This is a genomic window from Achromobacter aegrifaciens (genome assembly GCF_902859965.1).
Classification (GTDB): Bacteria; Pseudomonadota; Gammaproteobacteria; order Burkholderiales; family Burkholderiaceae_B; genus Achromobacter; species Achromobacter aegrifaciens.
The window spans coordinates 983,548-1,004,893 of sequence record NZ_CADIKO010000002.1; the positions used below are offsets into that span (position 1 = coordinate 983,548).

The window sequence follows — 21,346 nt, forward strand, 5'->3', positions numbered from 1 at the left end:
CATTGCCTGGCGGGCAGGCCCGCGCGCCCGTGCCTGATGGTCCGCCGCCGCAGCAACCTCCTACCCCAGTAATGCAAACTCCGACGACAGAATCCGGCGCCACGCCTGCCGGCCAGAACCAGCTGCATCGCGTGCTCAAGGCGCGCCACCTCACGATGATAGCGTTGGGCGGAGCCATCGGCACCGGCCTGTTCGTGGCTTCCGGCGCCGCCATCGCCCAGGCCGGCCCGGGCGGCGCGCTGCTGGTCTACCTGGCCATCGGCCTGATGGTCTACTTCATCATGACCAGCCTGGGCGAACTGGCCACCTTCATGCCGGTATCGGGTTCCTTCTGCACCTATGCCTCGCGCTACGTGGACGGCGGCTTCGGTTTCGCGCTGGGCTGGAACTTCTGGATCAGCTGGGCCACGGTGGTGGCGGTGGACGTGGTGGCCGCGCAGCTGGTCATGGCCTACTGGTTCCCCGATACGCCCGGCTGGATATGGAGCGTGGCCTTCCTGGCCCTGACCTTCGGCCTGAACGCCTTTTCGGCGCGCAGCTTCGGCGAAGCCGAATACTGGTTCGCCATCATCAAGGTCGTGGCCGTGCTGTGCTTCATCGGCGTCGGGCTGGCGATGCTGGTGGGCATCATCCACAGCGGCACGCCCGTGGGACTGGCCAACTGGTCGGTCGGCGACGCGCCCTTCGTGGGCAATGTGGCCACCTGGGTCGGCGTGGCGATGGTGGTGGCCTATTCGTTCCAGGGCACCGAACTGGTGGCCGTGGCCGCCGGCGAATCCGAAAATCCCCGCCGCAACGTGCCGCGCGCGATCAACCATGTGTTCTGGCGCATCCTGCTGTTCTACGTGCTGGCCATCCTGATCATCGGCCTGCTGCTGCCCTATACCGACCCGCAACTGCTGCGCAACGAAGTGGAAGACATCGCGGTCAGCCCCTTCACGCTGGTGTTCCAGCACGCCGGGCTGCTGTCGGCGGCCACCGTGATGAACGCCGTGATCCTGACCTCGGTGCTGTCGGCCGGCAATTCCGGCATGTACGCGGCGACGCGGATGCTGTTCAACATGGCGGTGGAAGGCCAGGCGCCCGCCCTGTTCCGGCGCGTGACGCGCAGCGGCGTGCCGCTGTATGCGCTGATGGCCACCGCGCTGCTGGCCTGCCTGTGCCTGTTCAGCCTGGTGTACAGCCCCAAGGCCGTCTACATCTGGCTGCTGAACTTCGCCGGCATGACCGAATTCATCGTCTGGCTGAGCATCGCCGTCAGCCATTACCGCTTCCGCCAGGGCTATGTGAAGCATGGCTACGACACCGCTGACCTGCCCTACAAGGCCGGCCTGTTCCCCTTCGGTCCGCTACTGGCCTTCGTCCTGTGCCTGGTGGTCACGCTGGGCCAGAACTACCAGGCCTTCCTGCAAGACCGCATCGACTGGATCGGCGTGATCTCCACCTACCTGGCGATCCCGCTGTTCCTGGCCTTGTGGATCGGCCACCGGCTGGTGCGCAAATCGCACTGGATCCGGTACGAGGATATGCGGTTTTATGGCTTGGACCTGGATCGCGCGGCGGGTGTGGCGGCCTCGGCAGCTACTAGTGAGAACGCCCGCGCTTAGTTGCGATCCGCCTGCCTGAAGCAACTAAAATCGTATCCAACACGGCCCACCCCTCTGCATCGAAAGGTGTACGGGTGGGTTTTCTTTTAGTTCGCGGCATGCTCCGCCCCCTTTAAATACTGTACATATATACAGTTATAATGGCTCATCGGCCACTTCCACCGGGTTCCTATCTCCCGGCAACCGATTTGCCATGCAGTCCCCAGAACGTATCCATCCCGCGTTGTGGCGCGCCACCCAGTTGGCTCAAGGCGCCGCCCGCACCCTGCCCACCGGGCATGCCGCGCTTTCGGCCGAGCTGCCAGACGGCGGCTGGCCGCTGGGTTCCCTGAACGAATTGCTGGTCCCGCACCCCGGCATCGGCGAAATCCGCCTGCTGCGTCCGGCGCTGGCCCAACTGGAAACGCGCCGCGCCATTGCGCTGGTGCAGCCGCCGCACGCGCCCCACATCGCCAGCTGGATGAGCTGGCGGCTGGATCCCCGTCAATTGCTCTGGGTGGCGCCGGAAAAACCCGTGGACGCGCTCTGGGCCGCCGAACAGATCCTGAAGAACGGCAGTTGCGGCGCCCTGATCTGCTGGCTGCCTCATGTGCGCCCCGAATCCCTGCGCCGCCTGCACCTGGCCGCCCAGGCCAGCGACCTGCTGTTCATCGCGGTGCGCCCCAGCAGCGCGGCGCAGAACGCCACGCCCGCGCCCTTGCGGCTGGCCCTGGCGCCGGCCGCGGGCGGCCTGTCCGTCCATATCCTGAAGCGCCGCGGACCCGCCTGCGACACGCCGCTGTACGTGGGCCTGGACACCGGCGCCACCATTCCTGTTTCTCCCCGCCATGCGCCTCTGGATCGCCGCCTTCCTGCGCTGCCTGCCGCTGGACGCACTGCGCCCGCACTGGCCGCTTGAGGGGCAGGCGTTCGCGGTCCTGGAACAGGAACGCGTCGCCGCCCTGACGCCCGCCGCCCGCCGCGCTGGCGTCAAGCCGGGCATGCGCCGCGCGGGCGCGGCCGCCATCGCTCCCGAGGTCGAGCTGCTGCCCCGCGATGCCCAGGCCGAGTCCGAAGCCTTGCAGGGCGCGGCGCTGGCGCTGCTGCAATACACGCCCGAAATCGCCCTGGCCGACGGCGACACGCTGCTCCTGAACGTGAGCGCCAGCCTGATGCTCTTCCGCGGCCCCAAGGCGCTGCACCGGCGGGTCGCCGCCACCTTGCGCGCCCTGGACCTGCGCGTGTCGCTAGGCATGGCGCCGACCGCCGCCGGCGCCTGGCTGCTGGCGCGCAGCCCCGGCCGGCGCGCGCCCCGCCGTACCCTCACGCTGCCCACGCTGACCCGGCGGCTGGACGCCCTGCCGCTAGCCCTGCTGCCGCAGGCGCAGGCCCGCCGCGACTGGCTCGACGACATCGGCTGCCATACCCTGGCGGACCTGCGCGCCCTGCCGCGCGCGGGGCTGCAGCGGCGCAGCGCCCCCGAACTGCTGCAGGCCCTGGACGCCGCCTACGGCCTGGCGCCCGAGCTCCACCGCTGGGTCGAACCGCCACACCAGTTCTCGCGCCGCATCGAACTCACCGACTACGTCGAGCACACCGACGCGGTGCTCGCGGTGGCGCGCCGCCTGGCCGAACAGCTGGGCGGCTGGCTCAGCGCCCGGCAACTGGCGGTACGCCGCGTGGTGCTCAGCATGGAACACGAACGCGGCCGCCACGCCCGGCCGCCCACCGAACTGGAACTGGCCCTGGCCCAGCCGGTCTGGCAGGCGCCGCAGATCCTCCACCTGCTGCGGGAAAAGCTGGCGCGCTTCACGCTGGAAGCGCCCGTCATCGCCGTGGCGCTGCTGGCGCCCGACACGGTCGAGCAGCCCGCCGCCAGCACCACCCTGTTCCCCGAGCCCGGCGGCACGCCTGCCGACCATGCCCGGCTGCTGGACCTGCTGGTGGCGCGGCTGGGCCGCGACCAGGTGCGCCACGCCCACCCGGTACCCGACCACCGCCCCGAGGCCGCCAACGCCTGGGGCGACGCGCTGTCACCGCCCCAACGCCCCGCGCCCCTGCCCGCCCTGCTGGACCGCCCCTTCTGGCTGCTGGACCCGCCGCTGCCCTTGAAGCTGTCCGGCCACCGGCCGCAATACGGCGGCCAGGCGCTGCGCCTGATGCGCGGCCCCGAACGCATCGAAAGCGGCTGGTGGGATCCGGCCTTGACCGTGCGCGACTACTTCGTCGCCGAGGACGCCGCCGCCGCGCGCTACTGGATCTACCGCGAGCGCGACGACGAGCACGCCCGCTGGTTCCTGCATGGGCTCTACGCCTGAAACGCCATGCGCATGGACGACGACGACACCCCCGGCATCCTGGCGCAGTTGCCCGGCTACGCCGAGCTGCAATGCCAGTCCAACTTCTCTTTCCTGCAGGGCGCTTCGCACCCCGAGGAACTGGTCGAACGCGCCGCCGAACTGGGCTACGCCGCGCTCGCCATCACCGATGAATGTTCGCTGGCGGGCGTGGTCCGCGCCCACGTGGAGGCCAAGGCCCGCAAGCTGCCGCTCATCATCGGCGCCACCTTCCAGCTGCGCGCCGCGCCCGACGCCGCGCCACTGGGCCTGACCCTGCTGGCGCAGACGCGCGAGGGCTACGGCAACCTGTCCGAACTGATCACCCTGGCCCGCACCCGCGCGCCCAAGGGCGAATACCAGCTGGCGCCCGAAGACCTTACCCATCCTCCCAGCGGCCACGCCCACCTGCGCCACCTGCCCGAATGCCTGGCCATCCTGAGCCCCGCCTACGGCACCGACGCCGACCGCATGGCCGAGCAGGCGCGCTGGCTGGCACGCGTCTTCCCCCACCGCGCCTGGGTGGGGCTGACCTTGCTGCACCGCTCGCGCGACGACCTGCACCGCGCCGCGGTCGAGCACGCCGGGCAGGCCGCGGACCTGCCCATCGTGGCGCTGGGCCAGGTGCAGATGCATCTGCGTTCGCGCAAGCCGCTGCACGACACGCTGACCGGCATCCGCACTCGCCAACCGGTATCGCAATGCGGCTATGAACTGTCCGGCAACGCCGAACAGCACCTGCGTACTCGCATGCGCCTGGCCAACCTGTACCCGCCGCAAGCGCTGGCCCAGACGCTGGCCGTGGCCCGCCGCTGCGCCTTCTCATTGGACGAGCTGCGCTACGAATACCCGGACGAAATCATTCCGCGCGGCCACACGCCGGCCACCTATCTGCGCCAGGAAACCCTGGCCGGGGCCGCCCGCCGCTTTCCTTCAGGCACGCCGGACAGCGTCACCGCGCAGATCGAAAAAGAGCTGGCCCTGATCACGGACCTGCACTACGAAGCCTATTTCCTCACGGTCTACGACATCGTCCAGTACGCCCGCGGCGAGGGCATCCTGTGCCAGGGCCGCGGGTCCGCCGCCAACTCCGCGGTCTGCTACTGCCTGGGCATCACCGAAGTGGATCCGGTGCGCGGCAACAACCTGTTCGAACGCTTCATCAGCAAGGAACGCAACGAGCCGCCCGACATCGACGTGGACTTCGAGCACCAGCGCCGCGAAGAGGTCATCCAGTACATCTACCGCAAGTACGGCCGCGAACGCGCCGCGCTCACCGCCGTGGTCATTTCCTACCGGCCGCGCAGCGTGCTGCGCGATACCGGTTGCGCGCTGGGCGTGGACGCAGGCGTCATCGACGCCGTGGCGCGCGCCCACCAATGGTGGGACGGCAAGAAGGAAATGCTGCGCACCCTGGGCGCCTGCGGCCTGGACCCGGAATCGCAGGTGGCGCGCCAGTGGGCGGCGCTGGCGCAGACCCTGATGGGCTTTCCGCGTCACCTGTCGCAGCACCCCGGCGGCTTCGTGATTTCACGCGGCAAGCTGTCGCGCCTGGTGCCCATCGAAAACGCCGCCATGGCAGACCGCAGCGTCGTGCAATGGGACAAGGACGACCTGGATGCGCTGGGCCTGCTGAAAGTGGACGTGCTGGCGCTGGGCATGCTGTCGGCCCTGCGCCGCACGCTGGAGCTGGCCGGCCAGCGCCGCGGCCAACCCTTGCGGCTGCAGGACATACCCGCCAGCGACACGCCCACCTACGACATGATCTGCGACGCCGACACCATAGGCGTGTTCCAGATCGAATCCCGCGCCCAGATGACCATGTTGCCGCGGCTGCGTCCGCGCGAATACTACGACCTGGTGGTGCAGGTGGCCATCGTGCGCCCAGGCCCGATCCAGGGCGGCATGGTCCATCCCTACCTGCGCCGCCGCCAGGGCAAGGAACCCGAAACCTATCCCAGCGAAAAAGTGCGCGGCGTGCTCAGCCGCACCATGGGCGTGCCCATCTTCCAGGAACAGGTCATGCAGATCGCCGTGGTGGCCGCCGGCTTCACGCCGGGCGAATCCGACCAGTTGCGCCGCTCCATGGCGGCCTGGAAGCGCAAGGGCGGCGTGGACAAGTACCGCAGCAAACTGGTCGGCGGCCTGCTGGCCCATGGCTACAAACTGGATTTCGCCGAGGCCTTGTTCCGCCAGATCGAAGGCTTCGGCGAATACGGCTTCCCCGAAAGCCACGCCGCCAGCTTCGCCCTGCTGGCCTATGCCAGTTCTTGGCTCAAGCGGCACGAGCCCGAAGCCTTCCTGGCCGCCCTGCTCAACTCCCAGCCCATGGGCTTCTACGCCCCCGCGCAACTGGTGCAGGACGCCCGCCGCCACGGCGTCTGCGTGCTGCCGGCGGACGTCACGGTCAGCGGCTGGGATTCGGCCCTGGAGACCCTGCCCGACGGTCATCCTGGCGCCCGCCGGCCCCCCCATCCGCACGCGCCCGCCGCCGACGGCACCCGTCCCGCCGTCAGGCTGGGACTGAGCCTGATCCAGGGCATGCGCGAAGACGCCGCCCGGCGCATCGAGGACGCGCGCGCCGTCGCGCCCTTTGCCGACACCGGCGACCTGGCCCGCCGCGCCGCGCTCACCCGCCATGACCTCAACGCGCTGGCCGCTGGCGACGCCCTGCGCACGCTGGCCGGCCATCGCCGCCAGGCCAGCTGGGAAGCCGCCGCCAGCGTGCAGAGCCGCGACCTGCTGCGCGACGCCGCCATCCAGGAAACCCAGGCGCCACAGCTGGCCGCCCCGTCCGAGGGCCAGGCCGTGGCGGCCGACTACCGCAGCGTGGGCCTGACGCTGCGCAGCCACCCGGTGGCCTTGCTGCGCCCCCAGCTCGCGGCGCGCAACTTCCAGCCCGCCTCGGTGCTGAACAGCTACCCCGACAAGCGCGTGGCCCGCGCCTGCGGCATCGTCACCGTGCGCCAACGTCCCCAAACCTCCAAGGGCGTGATCTTCGTCACGCTGGAAGACGAGACCGGCCCCGTCAACGTGGTCGTGCGCCCGGAACTCATAGAACGCCAACGCCGCGAATTGCTGGGGTCCTCGTTGCTGGGCGTCTACGGATCCTGGCAAAGCGTGGACGGCGTGCGCCACCTGATCGCGCAGCGGCTGGTGGATCTGTCCGACCTGCTGGGCGGGTTGAACACCCAGAGCCGGAATTTCCACTGACCGCTGCGGCCGCCGTTCAATCGCCGAACAGCGTGGCCATGTCCAATGCCTGCGCCATGGCCTGGTAGCCGGCATCGTTGGGATGCAAGCTATCGCCCGAGTCATACGCGGGCAGCAGCCGCGCCGGATGCGCCGGATCGCGCAGCACCGCGTCAAAATCCACCACCGCGTCGAACACGCCGCTTTCGCGGATCCAGCGGTTCACCTCCCGCCGCACCGCGTCCTTGGCCGGGTTGTAGTGGCCCGACAGCGGCGTGCCGTGCAAAGAGCCTTCATACGGCGCAATGGTGCCGCCGACGATGCGCACGCCGCGCAGGCGGGCCGCCTCCGCCAATTGCCGGTAGCCCTCGGTCAATCTGGCCGCCGTCATGGGCGCGTCGTCCGGCGCGAAGCCGCTGTCCGGCCAGCCGATGTCATTGATGCCCAGCATCATCACCACCGTGCGCACGCCCGGCTGCGACAGCACGTCGGCGTCAAACCGGGCCATCGCGTTCACCCCCATCTTGTCGCCCCAGACCCGCGCGCCCGAAATGCCCGCGTTCGCCACGCCCACGCCCTGCGGCGCCAGGCGGCGCGCCAGGAAGTCCGGCCAGCGGCGGTTGGCGCCTGGCGTCGAGCCATTGCCATCGGTCAGGGAATCCCCAAAGGCCACCACCACCGGCACGCGCTTCGGGCTTTCCACCCAGATCCCCGCCAGGAACGCCCGGCCTTGCAGCGCCTGCGCCTCAGGCAGCTCCGCCGCCGCCGTGGCATTGCCCCGGACCAGGGCGCCGGTCTGCTGCGCGCCCCAATGGAAGGTCGTCACCGGCGTTGCCTGCGGGAAGTAAAGGCTGACGGCCAGTTCGGCCAGCGCGGATACCGGCAGGTCCACCGGATCGCTGACCACCTGCGCCCCCGGCGCCACCGTCACGCTTGGCCGACCGCCAAAGGCCAGCCCGCGACTGGACGCCGGACGGATCCTGGACTGGCCCGAGGCCAGCGCCACGCTGGCCGCCCCAATCTCCAGGGGCTGAGTCCCATAGCGGTTGGACAACACCACCCGCAAGCGCGGTCCGCCCACGCTGAGCATCAGGGTCTGGCGCAGAGTCTGGCCGCGCAATTCGGCCGGCATTTCCGTGGGCAGCACGAAGGAATCCTCCCACAGCGGTTGCGGACTGGCGAACCAGGAGCTGACCCAGCTGGAACGCGCGACATCCGACTGAACAGGCGGCTGCGCGGCGGCGGCCACGGACGGTCCCAGGACCGCAAGGCCCGCGGCCAGGGTAGCGGCAGAAACCAGGGAAAAAGGATTGAAGCGGTTCATGACGACTCCAGAAAAAGAGAAAGTGACGTCACGATAGGTTCTTCCCAATTCCACCGGTAGAACCCTAAACTGCATACCTCTTCTTCCAAAAAGGAATGACCTTGGACACCCTGCGCGCAATGCGGGCCTTCGTCCGCGCCGTGGAGCTGGGCACCTTGTCCGCCGTCGCCCGCGAACAGGCCCTAAGCCAGCCCGCCCTGAGCAAGATCGTCGCCGCGCTGGAAAAGGACCTGAACGTGCGGCTGCTGGAACGCAGCACCACCCGCGTCGTGCCCACCGAACAAGGCAAGCGCTTCTACGAACGCGCCACGCGGGTGCTGGAGGAATACTCCGAAGCCGTCGCCGACGCCCGCGGCCAGACCGAAAAGCCCGCCGGCTTCCTGCGCATCAACGCGCCCGTGGCGCTGGGCCAGTTCCGCCTGAACGCGCTGGTGCGCGAATTCCTGGACGAATACCCCGACATCCAGGTCGAACTGATCCTGAACGACCGGTTCGTGGACCTGGTGGAAGAAGGCGTGGACGTGGCGCTGCGGCTGGGCGGCAATCTGCCGCCCAACGCCATCGCCCGCAAGACAGCCTTATCGCCGCGCTACCTGGTGGCCGCCCCCTCCTACCTGGCGCAGCGCGGCAAGCCCCGCGCGCCCCGCGATCTGGCCGCGCACGAATACGTGCGCTTTGCCTGGCTGGCTGCCGGCGACACCCTGGAACTGCACCAGGGCGCGACCCTAGCCACCGTCCAGACCCAGGGGCGCTTTCGCGTCAACAACGCCCTGGCCATCCGCGAGAGCCTGGCCATGGGCGCCGGCATCGGACTATGCCCCGCGTGGCTGGTGCAGGACCTGATCGCCAGCGGCGAACTGCTGCGCGTGCTGCCCAAATGGAGCGCCACGCCGCAAGAGGCCTTCCTCATCTATCCGTCGCGCCGCTACCAGTCGTTGCGGGCGCGGCTGCTGATCGACTTCCTGAATGACCGGCTGGCCCGCCTGCCCGGCATGCAAACGCCTTAGCCGCAGACGGCGCGCACCAGATTCCGGTAGATATCGCGCGCGCCTTCCAGCTGCTCCAGCGCGATGGATTCGTCGATCGTGTGGGCGTCCTCTTCGTTGCCCGGCCCCAGCCCTATCGTCGGAATGCCGCGACGTCCGGCCGATTCCGAGCCGTTGGTGCAGAACGCCCAACTGCCCACTACCGGATCCCGGCCGCTGGCGCTGACCGCCGCGCGCGCAGCCTGCAACAAGCCGGCTTGCGCATCGCAGCGCCAACCTGGCAACCACCGCGGCGGCGTGGCGTGCTGGCCGGTATAGGTCGCTACTTGATCCTCGCTGACCTGCAGGGTGAAGTCGGACAGGCCGTGGGCCGCCAGATGCCCGCGGATCTGCGCCAGCACGTCCTCCAGGCGTTCGCCCGAGACGGTGCGCCGGTCAAAGCGTATCGTCGTCGAGATCGGAATCATGGAGATCGACGGATAGGGATGCGACACGATGTCCGTCGGCACCAGCAGCGCCTGGCCCAGCACCTCGTCGTGCGGCAGCGGCAGGCTCTCCAGCGCGGCCAGCGCCCGGGCCGCCGCATGCAGGGGATTGACACCGATATGCGGCGTCGCAGCGTGCGCCGGCTTGCCGTGGAAGGTCAGCAGCAGTTCCACCCGCCCCTTCTGGCCTGCCTTGATCTGCAATTTTGACGGCTCGCAGATGACCACCGCCTGCGGCGTGCAGAGGTCCAGCACCGAAGCCAGCGCATGCCCTTCGATGACTTCCTCCAGCACGCTGGCCGACACCGCCACGCGGTGCTTCAAGCCATCCCGCGCCGCCTCCGCCACGCCGCAAATCGCCGCAGCAATGCCGCCCTTCATGTCGGTGCTGCCGCGCCCATACAGCCGCCCATCCCGGATTTCGGCGCCGAACGGATCGAAGCGCCAGTCGCCCGCCACCGGCACCACGTCCATGTGCCCGTCGAACAACAAGGCCACGTCCGCATCCTCGGGGCCGATCAGCCCCAGCACCGAGCCATTGCCATCGGTCGTCACCGAACTGAACCCCGCCTCGCGCATCGTCGCGGCCATCAGCGCCGCCATCTCGCCTTCCTTGCCGGAAAGGCTGGGAATGCGCACCATCGCCTGGGTCAACGCAACTACGTCCAGAGTCATCATCATTCCTGTCTGAAAGTGGCGGGCGCGGCGCGCCCGCCGATGTAGAGAAGCCGCCTACCGGGCCTACCGGTTGACCAGGCTCTTCGGCACGCGGTACACCAGCACCGCCCCGATCAGCGTGAAGCTGGCCAGGAAGTACATGCCCCAATCCGTCGAACCGGTCAGATCCTTGATCCAGCCGATCGCATAGGGGCTGACAAAGGCCGCCAAGCCGGCGAAGGAATTGATCCCGGCGATGCCCGCCGCGGCGCTCTTGCCTTCCAGGAACGCCGTCGGCAGGCTCCAAAACAAGGGCGAGCACACCATGCAGCCGGCGGCCGCCACCGACAGCATGGCCACGGCCAGCATCGGGTTATGGCTGAACAGCGTGCTCAGCGCCAAGCCCGTCCCGCCCACCAGAAACGGCACGATCATGTGCCAGCGGCGCTCCCGCACAGCGTCCGAATGGCGGCACACCAGCACCATCGAGATCACCGCGCAGACGTTCGGCACCGCCGTCAGCAGGCCGATGTCCAGCAGCGACACCACGCCGGTCGAACGGATCACCGACGGAATCCAGAACGCCAGGCCCGACAGGCTGGATACCGTGCAATAGCAGATCAGCGCCATATGCACGACGCGCCGGTCCTTGAGCAAGGTCAGCATCGATACGTGTTCGGTCTTGGCGGTCTTCTCGCTCTGCAGGTTATGGCCCAGCCGCGACTTCTCCGAAGGCGACAGCCAGCGCGCGTCGTCGATGCGGTCATCCAGGTACCAGAACACCGCCAGGCCCAGCAGCACCGAAGGGATGGCCTCGATGATGAACATCCACTGCCAGCCGGCCATGCCGTGCGTGTCATGGAAAGCCTCCATCACCCAGCCCGACAGCGGCCCGCCCAGGATGCCCGCGAACGGCACCGCCGTCATGAACACCGCCACGATCTGGCCGCGCCGGTTCGACGGAAACCAATAGGTCAGGTACAGGATGATCCCGGGATAGAACCCGGCCTCGGCCGCCCCCAGCAGGAAGCGCAGGATGTAGAACTGCGTCGGCGTCTGCGTCAGGGCCATGGCGGCCGAGATGATGCCCCACAGGATCATGATGCGCGCCAGGGTCTTCTTCGCGCCGATGCGGTGCATCAGCACATTGCTCGGCACCTCGAACAGGAAATAGCCGATGAAGAAAATGCCCGCGCCCAGGCCATACACCGTTTCGCTGAACTTCAGGTCATCCAGCATCTGCAACTTGGCAAAGCCGACGTTCACCCGGTCCAGGAACGCCGCGATGTAGCACACCATCAAGAACGGCAGCAGCCGCCACGCCACCTTCCGATACAGCGCATCATCCCGCGCCGCCAGGGGATCCTTGTCTGCGGCAACCGGAGGCGCCGCAATGCTCTCGACTGACTGGTCCATATTTTCACCTTGGGGTCTGTATTTTTTTAGGCCGAACGCTCCCCTGCAGGCGCTCGGGGCGCCCGCATGCTGTTTTTTATGGGAAGGGAACGTCCGGGCCGGTTATGCGGACGGTCTATCGACAGTCCGCGCTAGCCGCGCCGCAGGTCAGGCGGTTACCGCCACCTCCGGCGCAGGTTCCACCGCGCCTCTGCGTTCCGTGATCAGGCCGTAAGCCTCGGGACGCCGGTGGCGGTCGAAATTGAAAGTCGTGCTCTTGTAGGACAGGCACAGGTCCAGGTCGCAGCGCGCGATCGCCAGCTCATCGCCCTTGGTCGAGCAGGCGGCAACGATCTCGCCCGACGGCGCGATGATGCAGCTGCCGCCGATCATCTCGCAGCCCTCTTCCTTGCCGGCCTTGGCCACGCCCACCACCCAGGTGCCGTTCTGATAGGCGCCCGCCTGCATCACCAGATGGTTGTGGAACATGGACAGGTCGTCATGCTCGGGCGCCGGCGGGTTGTGCACCGGCGTGTTGTAGCCGAGCAGGATCATTTCCGCGCCTTGCAAGCCCATGACCCGATAGGTCTCGGACCAGCGACGGTCGTTGCACAAGGCCATGCCCATCACGCCGCCAAAGCCGCGCCAGACATCGAACGATGCACCCGGCTCGAAATAGTGCTTCTCCAGATGCTGGAAAGCGCGCCATGGCTCGTGTTCGGCATGCCCGGGCAAATGCACCTTGCGGTACTTGCCGATGATTTCGCCGTTCTGGTTCACCAGGATCGACGTGTTGAAGCGGCGCTTGACGCCCTGCTCCACCGCCAGCTCCGCATAGCCCAGGTAAAAGCCTATGCCCAGCTTGCGCGCGGTCTCGAACAGTACCCGGGTCTGCGGACCCGGCATCTCGCTTTCATAGAACGCGTCGATCTCGGCCGGATCTTCCATGTACCAGCGCGGGAAGAAAGTCGTCAGCGCCAGCTCCGGAAAAACCACCAGTTGGCAACCCATGGCATGGGCCTGGCGCAGATGCGCGAGCAGGCGCTCGACGACGTCGCGACGCGAGTCGCTGCGCTGGATCGGCCCCAGCTGCGCGGCCGCGACATTGATGATGCGTGACATGTTCAGTCTCCTACGGTTTCATTGTTCTGCGAGTTCGAGCATCAGTTCCAGCAACACGCCGGCGCCCGCCTCGATATCCTGGTCCTGCGTGAATTCAGCGACGTTGTGCGACAGCCCGCCCACGCTGGGAACGAACACCATGCCCGTGGGGCACATGCGCGCCAGCATCTGGGCATCGTGTCCGGCGCCGCTGGGCAGCCGCCGCACGCGGTGCCCGCGGCTGCGCGCGATGTCCTCGACCCGGCCGACGATGGCCTCGTCGAACGCCACCGGCGCGAAATCGGCCAGCACCCGATGGCTCAGTTCAACCCCCTCAGCCGCCGCAGCCTGCGCCGCGTACGTCATGCAGCGCGCAATCGCCTCCTGCAAGGCCGCACCGTCGGTGTTGCGCAGGTCCAGCGTGAAGGTCGCGCGGTTGGGAATGACATTGATCAGGTTGGGAAACAGATTCACCTGCCCCACGGTCGCCAACTGGCCCGCCCCCAACTCGACGGTCAGATCCCGGGCAAAGCACGCGATGCGCGCCGCCACGATGCCGGCGTCATGGCGCAACTCCATCGGCGTGGTGCCGGCATGGTTGGACACGCCGCGCACGGTGAACTCGATCCAGTGGATGCCCTGCACGCCCGTCACCGCACCGATGGTGTAGCCCTCGTGCTCCAGCACCGGTCCCTGTTCCACGTGCAGTTCGACAAAGGCGTGCACCTGGTTATTGCCTACCGGGGCCGTCCCGGCATAGCCGATGCGGGCCAGGTTCTCGCCCACCGTGGTGCCGTCTATGCCGACCGTGGCCAGCGCGTCCTCCAGCGCCAGGTCACCCTGGAACACCAGGCTGCCCATCATGTCGGGCGCAAAGCGCGCGCCTTCCTCGTTGGTGAAGAACGCCACCGCTATCGGTCTTTCAGTGACCACGCCTGCGTCGTTCAAGGCCGCGACCACTTCCAGCCCGGCCAGCACCCCCAGGTTGCCGTCATAGCGGCCGCCGGTGCGCACCGTGTCGATGTGCGACCCCGTCATCACGGGCGGACCGGCCTTGCGCCCGGCCCGCAGGCCAACCACATTGCCGATGCCGTCCACCGTCACGGCCAGGCCCAGTTCGCGCATCCACCGCACCACCAGATCGCGTCCCTGCCGGTCAGCGTCCGTCAGCGCCAGGCGGCAAACGCCGCCGCCCTCGATGGCGCCGACCTGCGCCAGGTCCGCAATGCGGCGCAACAGCCGGGCGCCGTCGACCCGCACGGCCTGCCGGCCTGCCTCAAGCGCGGCGCCAGTCATGCCACGGCCTCGGCTTCGACCTCGGCAGCGCTCTTGCCGACGATGCGTTGATACAGTTCCGGGTCGGTCGCCCCTTCGCTGCCGAACACCAGCACACGGCTGCCAGCGTCCAGGCCCAGCGCATCGCGTACCGCCGGATCGGCCAGCGCCGCCAGGCAGCCGGTCAGTCCCGCCACCGCCGACTCGCCGGCGACGATGGGCGCATCGCCATACTTGCCGCTCGCCAACAGACGCACCGTCTCCAGCGCCGCCTCGTCGTCAACCGTCAGGAAAGCCTGCGCGCCGGGATGCAGCACCTCCCACGCCAGCAGCGATACTTCACCGCAGGCCAGCCCGGCCATCACGGTATCCAGATCGCCGTGCACCGCCACCGGCTTGCCGGCGCGGGCGCTCTCGTACAGGCAGGCCGCCTTGTCCGGCTCCACCACGATGAAACGCGGACGGCGCTCGCCCAGCTGCTCCCAGAAATGCGCGCACACCGCGGCCGCCAGCCCGCCCACACCGCCTTGCAGGAACACGTGCGTCGGCAACTCGCCATCGCCCGCCTCGCGCAGCTGGCGCAGTGCCTCGTCGGCCATCACGGCGTATCCCTGCATCACGTCCTTGGGCACCTCCATATAGCCGGGATAAGAAGTATCCGAGACCACATAGCGCCCAAGCCGCGCCGCGTCTTGCGCCGCCTGGCGCACCGAGTCGTCGTAGTTCCCCGGCGTGCGCACCACCTGCGCGCCATATTGCTCGATCGCCCGCTTGCGCCCTTCGCTGACCGTCGCGTGGATGTAGATCACGCACTGGCAACCGAAGCGTTGCGCGCCCCAGGCCACCGACCGGCCGTGGTTACCGTCCGTCGCGCAGGTCACCGTCATGGCCTGCGTCAGCTCCCGGTAGCGGCCGGACAGCAAGTCGTCCACCGACAGATCGTCGCGCCCCAGCTTGACCGCCAATTCCCGCAGCAATTGGCGGCTGACGGCATAGGCGCCGCCCAGGGCCTTGAAGCTGCCCAGCCCAAAGCGGCCGCCCTCGTCCTTGTACCGGATGCCCGCCACGCCTACGGCATGGGCCAGACCCGACAGATCGCGCAACGGCGTAGGCTGATAGCCGGGCCAGCGCCGGATCTGCGCCTCGGCCTGCGCATAGGCCTGGCCGCCCAGCACGTCCAGCTGCCGTTGGCCGTAAGGCGCGGCGGGTTCGAAGGCCGGATTGGGCGCGTACTGCAGCCGAACGTTCGGAATGGGATGGTTCAAGTCAGTCTCCTCTTGGAAATCAGCGATGCAAGTCGCCGTAGTGTTCGTGCAGGCGTTCTATGTTCTGCAGACGTTCGCGCGCGGCCGCCCCAAGCTTGCGGGCCAGGGCCGAGCACAAATGATTGATGACGCTGGTGGCCGCGACGTAGGAATCGAACACGGCCGCGCCGCTGTTCACGCATCGCAACACCAGGTCCGAGCGCGCGGGCAATTCGGTGGCGGTGGGATCGGTCAGCACCACGACCTTCGCGCCCACCCGGTTCGCATGTTCGACAATCGGCTTGAGCAGCGTGACGCGACGCCGGAAATCCATCACCAGCAACACGTCGTCAGGCCCCAGGTCAGCCAGATCCTCGGCCAGGTTCAAACCCGCGCCCGGCACCAGCGCAACGCCGTCGCGCAGCTGCGTCAGCAAGGCCCAGGCGTACTGCGCCAGCACCCGTCCATTGCGAAAGCCCGCAATGCAGATACGGCGAGCGCCGGCAAACAGTTCGATGGCCCGCTCCACATCGCGGCTGTCCAGGCGCTCGAAGGTCTGCGCCAGGTTCTGCAAATCGGTGGCCAGATGCTCCGCCAGCGCATCCCCCGTCGCGTCCGGCGGACGCACGCCCGCCATCTCGTACAGCGGCGACCCACGGTCGGCCTCATCGCGCGCCTGCGCCCGCACTTCGTTGAAGTTCTCGTACCCCAGACGCCGGAAAAACCGCCCCGCCGTCGCCTTGGACACGCCCGCCTTCTGCGCCAGCTCGGCGCCCGAATAGGCCGCGATATTGCCCAGGCACTCCAGGGTCACGCTAGCCAACCGCTGCTCGCTGTCCGTGAAGCTGTCCTGCAGCGCGAGGATGCGCTCCTGCAACACCGAAGTCATGATGATCCCGCCTATGAAACTATAGTTTCAGAAATATATTCTCATGAAACTATAGTGTCAATGCAAAATTTGGATCATCGAAGCCGCGCTCACGAATGCCGCTAGCGGCCCTGCCCGGCCCAGGTCACAGCGCGCCCGCGCTGGTCTATCATGGCTTTTTTCAGACGTGTTGTTGTAAGGAGCGTTACATGATCCGAAAGCTGATCCCTTTCCTGCTGGTCGCCAGCCTGACCGCGTGCGCCAACACCGGCGCCCCGCGCTCATCCAGCTCGCCGGCGGCCTCCAGCTCCTCCGGCACCTCGTCTTCCGCTGATGCGGGGACCAGCTATGGCGGGTCTTCATACGGCGGGTCGTCCATGGGCGGCGGCAAGACCTGCGACGCCGCAGCCCTGCAATCCCAGATCGGCCAGAAAGCGACTGCTTCCGTCATGGAAGACCTGCGTACCCGCAGCGGAAGCGCCACCGCACGCATGCTGCGCCCGGGCCAACTGGTCACGATGGAGTACAACGCCACGCGCTTGAATTTGATCGTGGATGACAAGGACGTCATGACTGCGATTCGCTGCGGTTGATCGCAAGTCTGGCTGGCGCGAAAGACTAGCGGTGGAGTCCGCAAGCCCCGGCAGACCCCGCTCCTATCCGCTTGCGCGCAGACTGAAACGAGTCGTGGCCATCATCCTGATACGGCTGGACGAATTGACGGATGGGGTGTGCAGCACACGCATATCCATCAAAAACACATCGCCAGCCCGTCCCGACATCTCGATGATCTTGGTGTCGGATGCGCAGAGAACAGCTTCGAGATCACCCGGCGTTTTCAACGATCCACGAAGCCTCCCAGCCGCTACACCCGCCACGCGATGAGAACGGGCCAGCGCCAAAGTCGCGCCCCCGTGCTCAATAACGTCGTCGATCAGATAGAACACCTGGATGCCGGGGACCTCGGCGCCGGACTTCGCAGCCAGGTCAACGTGCCAGCTCAGGCTGCGCAGAGACCATGGCCCCTGATGAGGCAAAGACAGCAAGGGCTGCGTGCCTTGGCCGGGTTGCGGGGCTCTGCCGGTCAGGCCAGCGATTGCGTTGCGAATTTCCGCCGTGTTCAGCGTTTCATCCAGATCCGCAATCTTCACCATCGAGGATAGCTTTGCGATCTGCTGAAACGGCGCCAAATTGTTCAGCGAACTGCCCAGACTTTTTCCGCCGGCCCAGACCTTGAGCCGCGATAGCTCTCGCAGAATGCGCTCCCGAAGCGGCGTAAGACAGCGCTTGGAATGTGCGCCGCTCAATCGCAAGTACCCTTCGCTATGGAAGAAGTCGAGCTCTGATTGATTGAGAGTTCTGCCTGTCATGTTCGAGACTTTCGTGGAACGGCTTCTGTCCAGACGGTCGTAAACGTCATTTCCAAACTCGATTTCGGGAGCCATCGTGGCGACTGACACTGAGCAACGTAAAATGTCAGGTCTCCAGCCTCTACTTGCTTTCCTTATGAACCTTGAACGACTACGCCGCGAATTTCCCGACTTCGACATAGCCACCCTGCCGCCCCTGCCCGAAGGGTATTTCGATACGTCGAGCTACATCGATGCCGCTCCCTCATTCGAGAACGAGGAGCGCAGCCTGAAAGTGTATGTCGACTACGCCAACTACGCCGACCGCGAATCCGGCAGAAGCCAGCGCTTCTGCGTTTCGCGCTACGACGAGGAAGCTGGCGACTACGAGGACGTCGCCCTGTCGACCAACGATTGGGCCGAAGTCTTGCGCTTTCTGAGCGCCTGAACACTTGCGACGGGGGGGTGATCGGATTCCACTCCGATTATCGGATGATCGCCCCCGCGACCTCTTGCGTTCCCGTGGTCTTTCTTGATCAGCTCTTAGGTAGCGAACTGTAGGCTGACACCTTTTCTCGAAGCCCTAACGCTTCAGTTTTGTGAGGTAGGGTTCTTGAGTCGCCGGCGCCCGGCCTGCGGGATTCCGATGCTCGCCCCGGTGGGGCTGCGCTTCGGATCCCTCCGCCCGGACACCGGCTCACGGCATCTGCCCATGAACGGTATCCAAAGCCAATGCATTAGGCGACTGCCAGCCGAGGACCCCGGAGTCATCCGAAGCGCAGCCCCGCCGGGGCGAGCATCGGAATGACGCAGGGCAGCCTCGGCGGCTAAAGAACCCTGGCTGTAGGAGGCTTCTGGCCGAGAGCCGCCGGATCCGCCGCTGTGCGCCTCTTCTTCATCGGCATATCCATGATCTTTAGTCCTCATGATATGCCTCGCACACTAAATCACGGATAGGCCCGGGCGCTTACCATCAACCGCCATAGCATTGCGCGTATGTAAAGTCGACCAGGCGCTTGTCTGACGCATCCTGTGGCGTGGACGGCTCTACTTGGAAATGCCCGAACATATCGTCGTTGCAGATCCTCACGTTCTTGCGCTGCGTACCTTCCTGCAATACGCAGGAGCCGCCAAAACTGTGATTACTCCCGGCGACGCCAACCGGTAGGTCAATCAGCCGGCTACAACCGATGATTCGGCCGTTTTGCTTCTGATACGACAACGATTGGTTGAACGATTCAACACGGGAGTTGGGATCACGAATCGACACTACATTAACGCACTCGCCACTAACGGTTTGGTTGCCCGGCAGCTTGCAGTCCGAGTACACCTCGCCATTGGCAATATGTTCCTCATTACGAGCCAGCATGGCGATGCGGGTTATGTATGTTTGCTGCAGGCACGCGCTGTCTTGACAAATATCACGAGCGTATTTAATCCAGTTGCGCTGTTCTTTCGCCAACTCTTTCTTGCCATAGGCATCGGTTGCGGCTAGTGCTGTTTCATAGGCCCCATGCAATTTTCCATCCAGCGCGGATGTCTCGGCATCGCTACAGATCAACCTTTCCGTAGCGCTCACGGCCTTGTTGCAATCAAAACTTGCAGCTTGGGAGCCAGTCCATAAAGTTGCAAGGCCCAACGTAAAGAGAAGCTTTATCGCAGGTGCATACAGCATCTTCAGTGCGTAAGCGGGTGGGCGTGTTGAATGCGGCTGGGTCATGATCCTTTCTTCTCAAGTTGTATGTCGATGATGTCTTGCGTACAGCACAACACATCTCCCTCGTGACACGCCAAATCAGCTTAACCGAGCTAATGCACATCTCTGGTCTTGCAATCTTGTCGCTGAAAAAAAGGTGTCAGACTACAATTTTGCAGCATCTGGCTAGCGTATTTGTAGTCTGACACCTTTATTCCTTTATTCAAGGTAGGGTTCTTGAGTCGCCGGCGCCCGGACTGCGGGATTCCGATGCTCGCCCCGGTGGGGCTGCGCTTCGGATCCCTCCGCCCGGACACCGGCTCACGGCATCTGCCCATGAACGGTATCCAAAGCCAATGCATTAGGCGACTGCCAGCCGAGGACCCCGGAGTCATCCGAAGCGCAGCCCCGCCGGGGCGAGCATCGGAATGACGCAGGGCAGCCTCGGCGGCTAAAGAACCCGGGCTGTAGGAGTTCATTGAAGATGCAAGTTTGCTCAATGGACTTGAAAGGTAACAAATGTGTATAGGCTTGCCCCGCGCTCATCTCGCGTTGCGGCACGGTGCTGCTCGGAGACCCTGATGACTGTGGGCTTCTGGCCGAGAGCCGCCGGATCCGAATGACCTTTCTCGGCCCATTGCTGTCAGTCAAATATCTCCATGCCAGCATAGGGATACTCACGGCACTGCTTCAGCTCTTTTATCGCCTAGGGTGAGACACAGCCATAACTGTCCAAGCTCAAGGTAAGCGCCCTTTCTCCATTTTCCGGGCGCAAGGTAAAATCCGCCCCCCCCATGCGCTATTCCGACTTCGACCAACGCCTCGCCGCTCTCGGCGCCCTGCCCGTCCATCGCGGCCGGCTCCTGCGCGTCTGGCTGCAAGGGCAAGCGCTCGACACCGGCACGCGACGTCGGAGCGCCGAACACTTCCTGCCTCTCGCGCTACGCAACGCCGTCCCCGCCTTGACGGCGGAACTGGACGCGCTCGCCCGCGTTCGCTCCGAACACGCAGGTAACGACGGCTCGCGCTTGCTGGTCGAACTCGCCGACGGGCAAATGGTGGAAAGCGTACTGCTGCCGCGCGACGGGCTCTGCGTCTCCACCCAGGTCGGCTGCGCGGTCGGCTGCCGCTTCTGTATGACCGGCAAGAGCGGCCTGATCCGCCAGGTCACGAGCATGGAAATCCTCGCCCAGGTCGTGCTGGCGCGGCGTCAGCGCGCGGTGAAGAAAGTCGTCTTCATGGGCATGGGTGAACCGGCGCATAACCTCGACAACGTGCTCGAAGCCATCGACCTGCTCGGCACCGAAGGCAATATCGGCCACAAGAATCTGGTGTTCTCCACCGTGGGCGACTTGCGCGTATTCGAGGCCCTGCCGCAGCAACGCGTCAAGCCCGCGCTGGCGCTGTCGCTGCACACGACCAAGGCCGATCTGCGCGTGCACCTGCTGCCACGCGCACCGAAAATTGCGCCTGAAGAACTGATCGAACTGGGCGAGAAATACGCTCGCGACACCGATTATCCAATCCAGTATCAGTGGACGCTGCTCAAGGGCATCAACGACGGCGACGACGAACTCGATGCGGTCGTGCGTCTGCTGAAGGGCAAGTATGGGGTGCTCAACGTCATTCCCTTCAATAGTCTCGAAGGGGATGATTACCAGCGCCCCGATACCGAGCGCATCCGCGAGATCGTCCGTAATCTGCAAAGCCGTGGCGTGCTGACCAAGGTCAGGAATAGCGCCGGGCAGGATGTGGATGGGGGCTGTGGGCAGTTGCGCGCTCGGGCCGTTGGCGCGGCGCAGGTGGTCGAATTGCGCAGAAAGCGCAGTGCAAAGGCAGAAATAGCCTAGCT

Annotated in this window: 17 protein-coding genes; 8 read left to right on the forward strand and 9 right to left on the reverse strand. The window is 66.2% G+C overall.

What is annotated here, in order from left to right; genetic code table 11:
- Window positions 1-71: 71 nt before the first annotated feature.
- From HV793_RS15760 to HV793_RS15775, 4 genes are all read left to right on the forward strand, one after another.
- Window positions 72-1,607: an amino acid permease gene (locus HV793_RS15760; protein WP_119448973.1), complete on the forward strand. Its 1,536-nt coding sequence runs from the start codon at window positions 72-74 to the stop codon at window positions 1,605-1,607.
- A 193-nt stretch (window positions 1,608-1,800) separates the two neighbouring features.
- Window positions 1,801-2,505 carry a translesion DNA synthesis-associated protein ImuA gene (gene imuA, locus HV793_RS15765; RefSeq protein WP_054453813.1) on the forward strand — a complete coding sequence of 235 codons (705 nt, stop codon included), beginning with the start codon at window positions 1,801-1,803 and terminating at the stop codon, window positions 2,503-2,505.
- Complete coding sequence (locus HV793_RS15770) at window positions 2,435-3,904, forward strand: Y-family DNA polymerase (RefSeq protein ID WP_175213480.1); 1,470 nt, start codon at window positions 2,435-2,437, stop codon at window positions 3,902-3,904. The genes imuA and HV793_RS15770 overlap by 71 nt, the downstream gene beginning before the upstream one ends.
- A 6-nt stretch (window positions 3,905-3,910) precedes the next feature.
- Window positions 3,911-7,135 (forward strand): error-prone DNA polymerase, encoded by a 3,225-nt coding sequence (locus tag HV793_RS15775; RefSeq protein WP_175213481.1) that lies wholly within the window; start codon window positions 3,911-3,913, stop codon window positions 7,133-7,135.
- A 16-nt stretch (window positions 7,136-7,151) separates the two neighbouring features.
- Here HV793_RS15775 and HV793_RS15780 read toward each other — a convergent pair whose 3' ends face one another.
- Window positions 7,152-8,438, reverse strand: coding sequence for an SGNH/GDSL hydrolase family protein (locus HV793_RS15780; RefSeq protein WP_175213482.1), 1,287 nt, complete (start codon window positions 8,436-8,438; stop codon window positions 7,152-7,154).
- A gap of 101 nt (window positions 8,439-8,539) precedes the next feature.
- Here HV793_RS15780 and HV793_RS15785 point away from each other — a divergent pair, with 101 nt between their 5' ends.
- Window positions 8,540-9,445: a LysR family transcriptional regulator gene (locus HV793_RS15785; RefSeq protein ID WP_175213483.1), complete on the forward strand. Its 906-nt coding sequence runs from the start codon at window positions 8,540-8,542 to the stop codon at window positions 9,443-9,445.
- Here the strand turns inward: HV793_RS15785 and HV793_RS15790 are convergent.
- The 6 genes from HV793_RS15790 to HV793_RS15815 all read right to left on the reverse strand — a co-directional run bounded on the left by HV793_RS15790 (window position 9,442) and on the right by HV793_RS15815 (window position 16,470).
- On the reverse strand, window positions 9,442-10,584 hold the full coding sequence (locus HV793_RS15790) for a YgeY family selenium metabolism-linked hydrolase (RefSeq protein WP_175213484.1): 1,143 nt from the start codon (window positions 10,582-10,584) through the stop codon (window positions 9,442-9,444). The two genes, HV793_RS15785 and HV793_RS15790, sit on opposite strands and share 4 nt — an antisense overlap.
- A 66-nt stretch (window positions 10,585-10,650) precedes the next feature.
- The gene (locus HV793_RS15795; RefSeq protein WP_054453806.1) at window positions 10,651-11,982 is read right to left on the reverse strand and encodes an MFS transporter; all 1,332 of its coding nucleotides are present in this window, start codon (window positions 11,980-11,982) and stop codon (window positions 10,651-10,653) included.
- Window positions 11,983-12,129: 147 nt separating this feature from the next.
- Window positions 12,130-13,083: an N-carbamoyl-D-amino-acid hydrolase gene (locus tag HV793_RS15800; protein ID WP_125473186.1), complete on the reverse strand. Its 954-nt coding sequence runs from the start codon at window positions 13,081-13,083 to the stop codon at window positions 12,130-12,132.
- Window positions 13,084-13,101: 18 nt separating this feature from the next.
- Window positions 13,102-14,358: a M20 family metallo-hydrolase gene (locus HV793_RS15805; RefSeq protein WP_175213485.1), complete on the reverse strand. Its 1,257-nt coding sequence runs from the start codon at window positions 14,356-14,358 to the stop codon at window positions 13,102-13,104.
- Window positions 14,355-15,602, reverse strand: coding sequence for a diaminopropionate ammonia-lyase (locus tag HV793_RS15810; RefSeq protein WP_175213486.1), 1,248 nt, complete (start codon window positions 15,600-15,602; stop codon window positions 14,355-14,357). Before HV793_RS15810 ends, HV793_RS15805 begins: the two co-directional genes overlap by 4 nt.
- A 19-nt stretch (window positions 15,603-15,621) precedes the next feature.
- Window positions 15,622-16,470: a MurR/RpiR family transcriptional regulator gene (locus HV793_RS15815; protein ID WP_082400960.1), complete on the reverse strand. Its 849-nt coding sequence runs from the start codon at window positions 16,468-16,470 to the stop codon at window positions 15,622-15,624.
- Window positions 16,471-16,658: 188 nt separating this feature from the next.
- On the opposite strand from HV793_RS15815, the gene HV793_RS15820 reads away from it, so the two are divergent.
- Window positions 16,659-17,042, forward strand: coding sequence for an I78 family peptidase inhibitor (locus tag HV793_RS15820; protein WP_054453798.1), 384 nt, complete (start codon window positions 16,659-16,661; stop codon window positions 17,040-17,042).
- 63 nt (window positions 17,043-17,105) lie between these two features.
- Here HV793_RS15820 and HV793_RS15825 read toward each other — a convergent pair whose 3' ends face one another.
- The gene (locus HV793_RS15825; RefSeq protein WP_244958651.1) at window positions 17,106-17,894 is read right to left on the reverse strand and encodes a phytanoyl-CoA dioxygenase family protein; all 789 of its coding nucleotides are present in this window, start codon (window positions 17,892-17,894) and stop codon (window positions 17,106-17,108) included.
- A gap of 61 nt (window positions 17,895-17,955) precedes the next feature.
- Between HV793_RS15825 and HV793_RS15830 the strand changes: the two genes are divergently transcribed.
- Window positions 17,956-18,246 carry a hypothetical protein gene (locus HV793_RS15830; protein ID WP_054453796.1) on the forward strand — a complete coding sequence of 97 codons (291 nt, stop codon included), beginning with the start codon at window positions 17,956-17,958 and terminating at the stop codon, window positions 18,244-18,246.
- Window positions 18,247-18,771: 525 nt separating this feature from the next.
- Here HV793_RS15830 and HV793_RS15835 read toward each other — a convergent pair.
- Window positions 18,772-19,518 (reverse strand): lysozyme inhibitor LprI family protein, encoded by a 747-nt coding sequence (locus HV793_RS15835; RefSeq protein WP_225588739.1) that lies wholly within the window; start codon window positions 19,516-19,518, stop codon window positions 18,772-18,774.
- Between the two features lie 770 nt (window positions 19,519-20,288).
- On the opposite strand from HV793_RS15835, the gene HV793_RS15840 reads away from it, so the two are divergent.
- On the forward strand, window positions 20,289-21,344 hold the full coding sequence (locus HV793_RS15840; protein ID WP_175213487.1) for an RNA methyltransferase: 1,056 nt from the start codon (window positions 20,289-20,291) through the stop codon (window positions 21,342-21,344).
- Window positions 21,345-21,346: the final 2 nt, after the last annotated feature.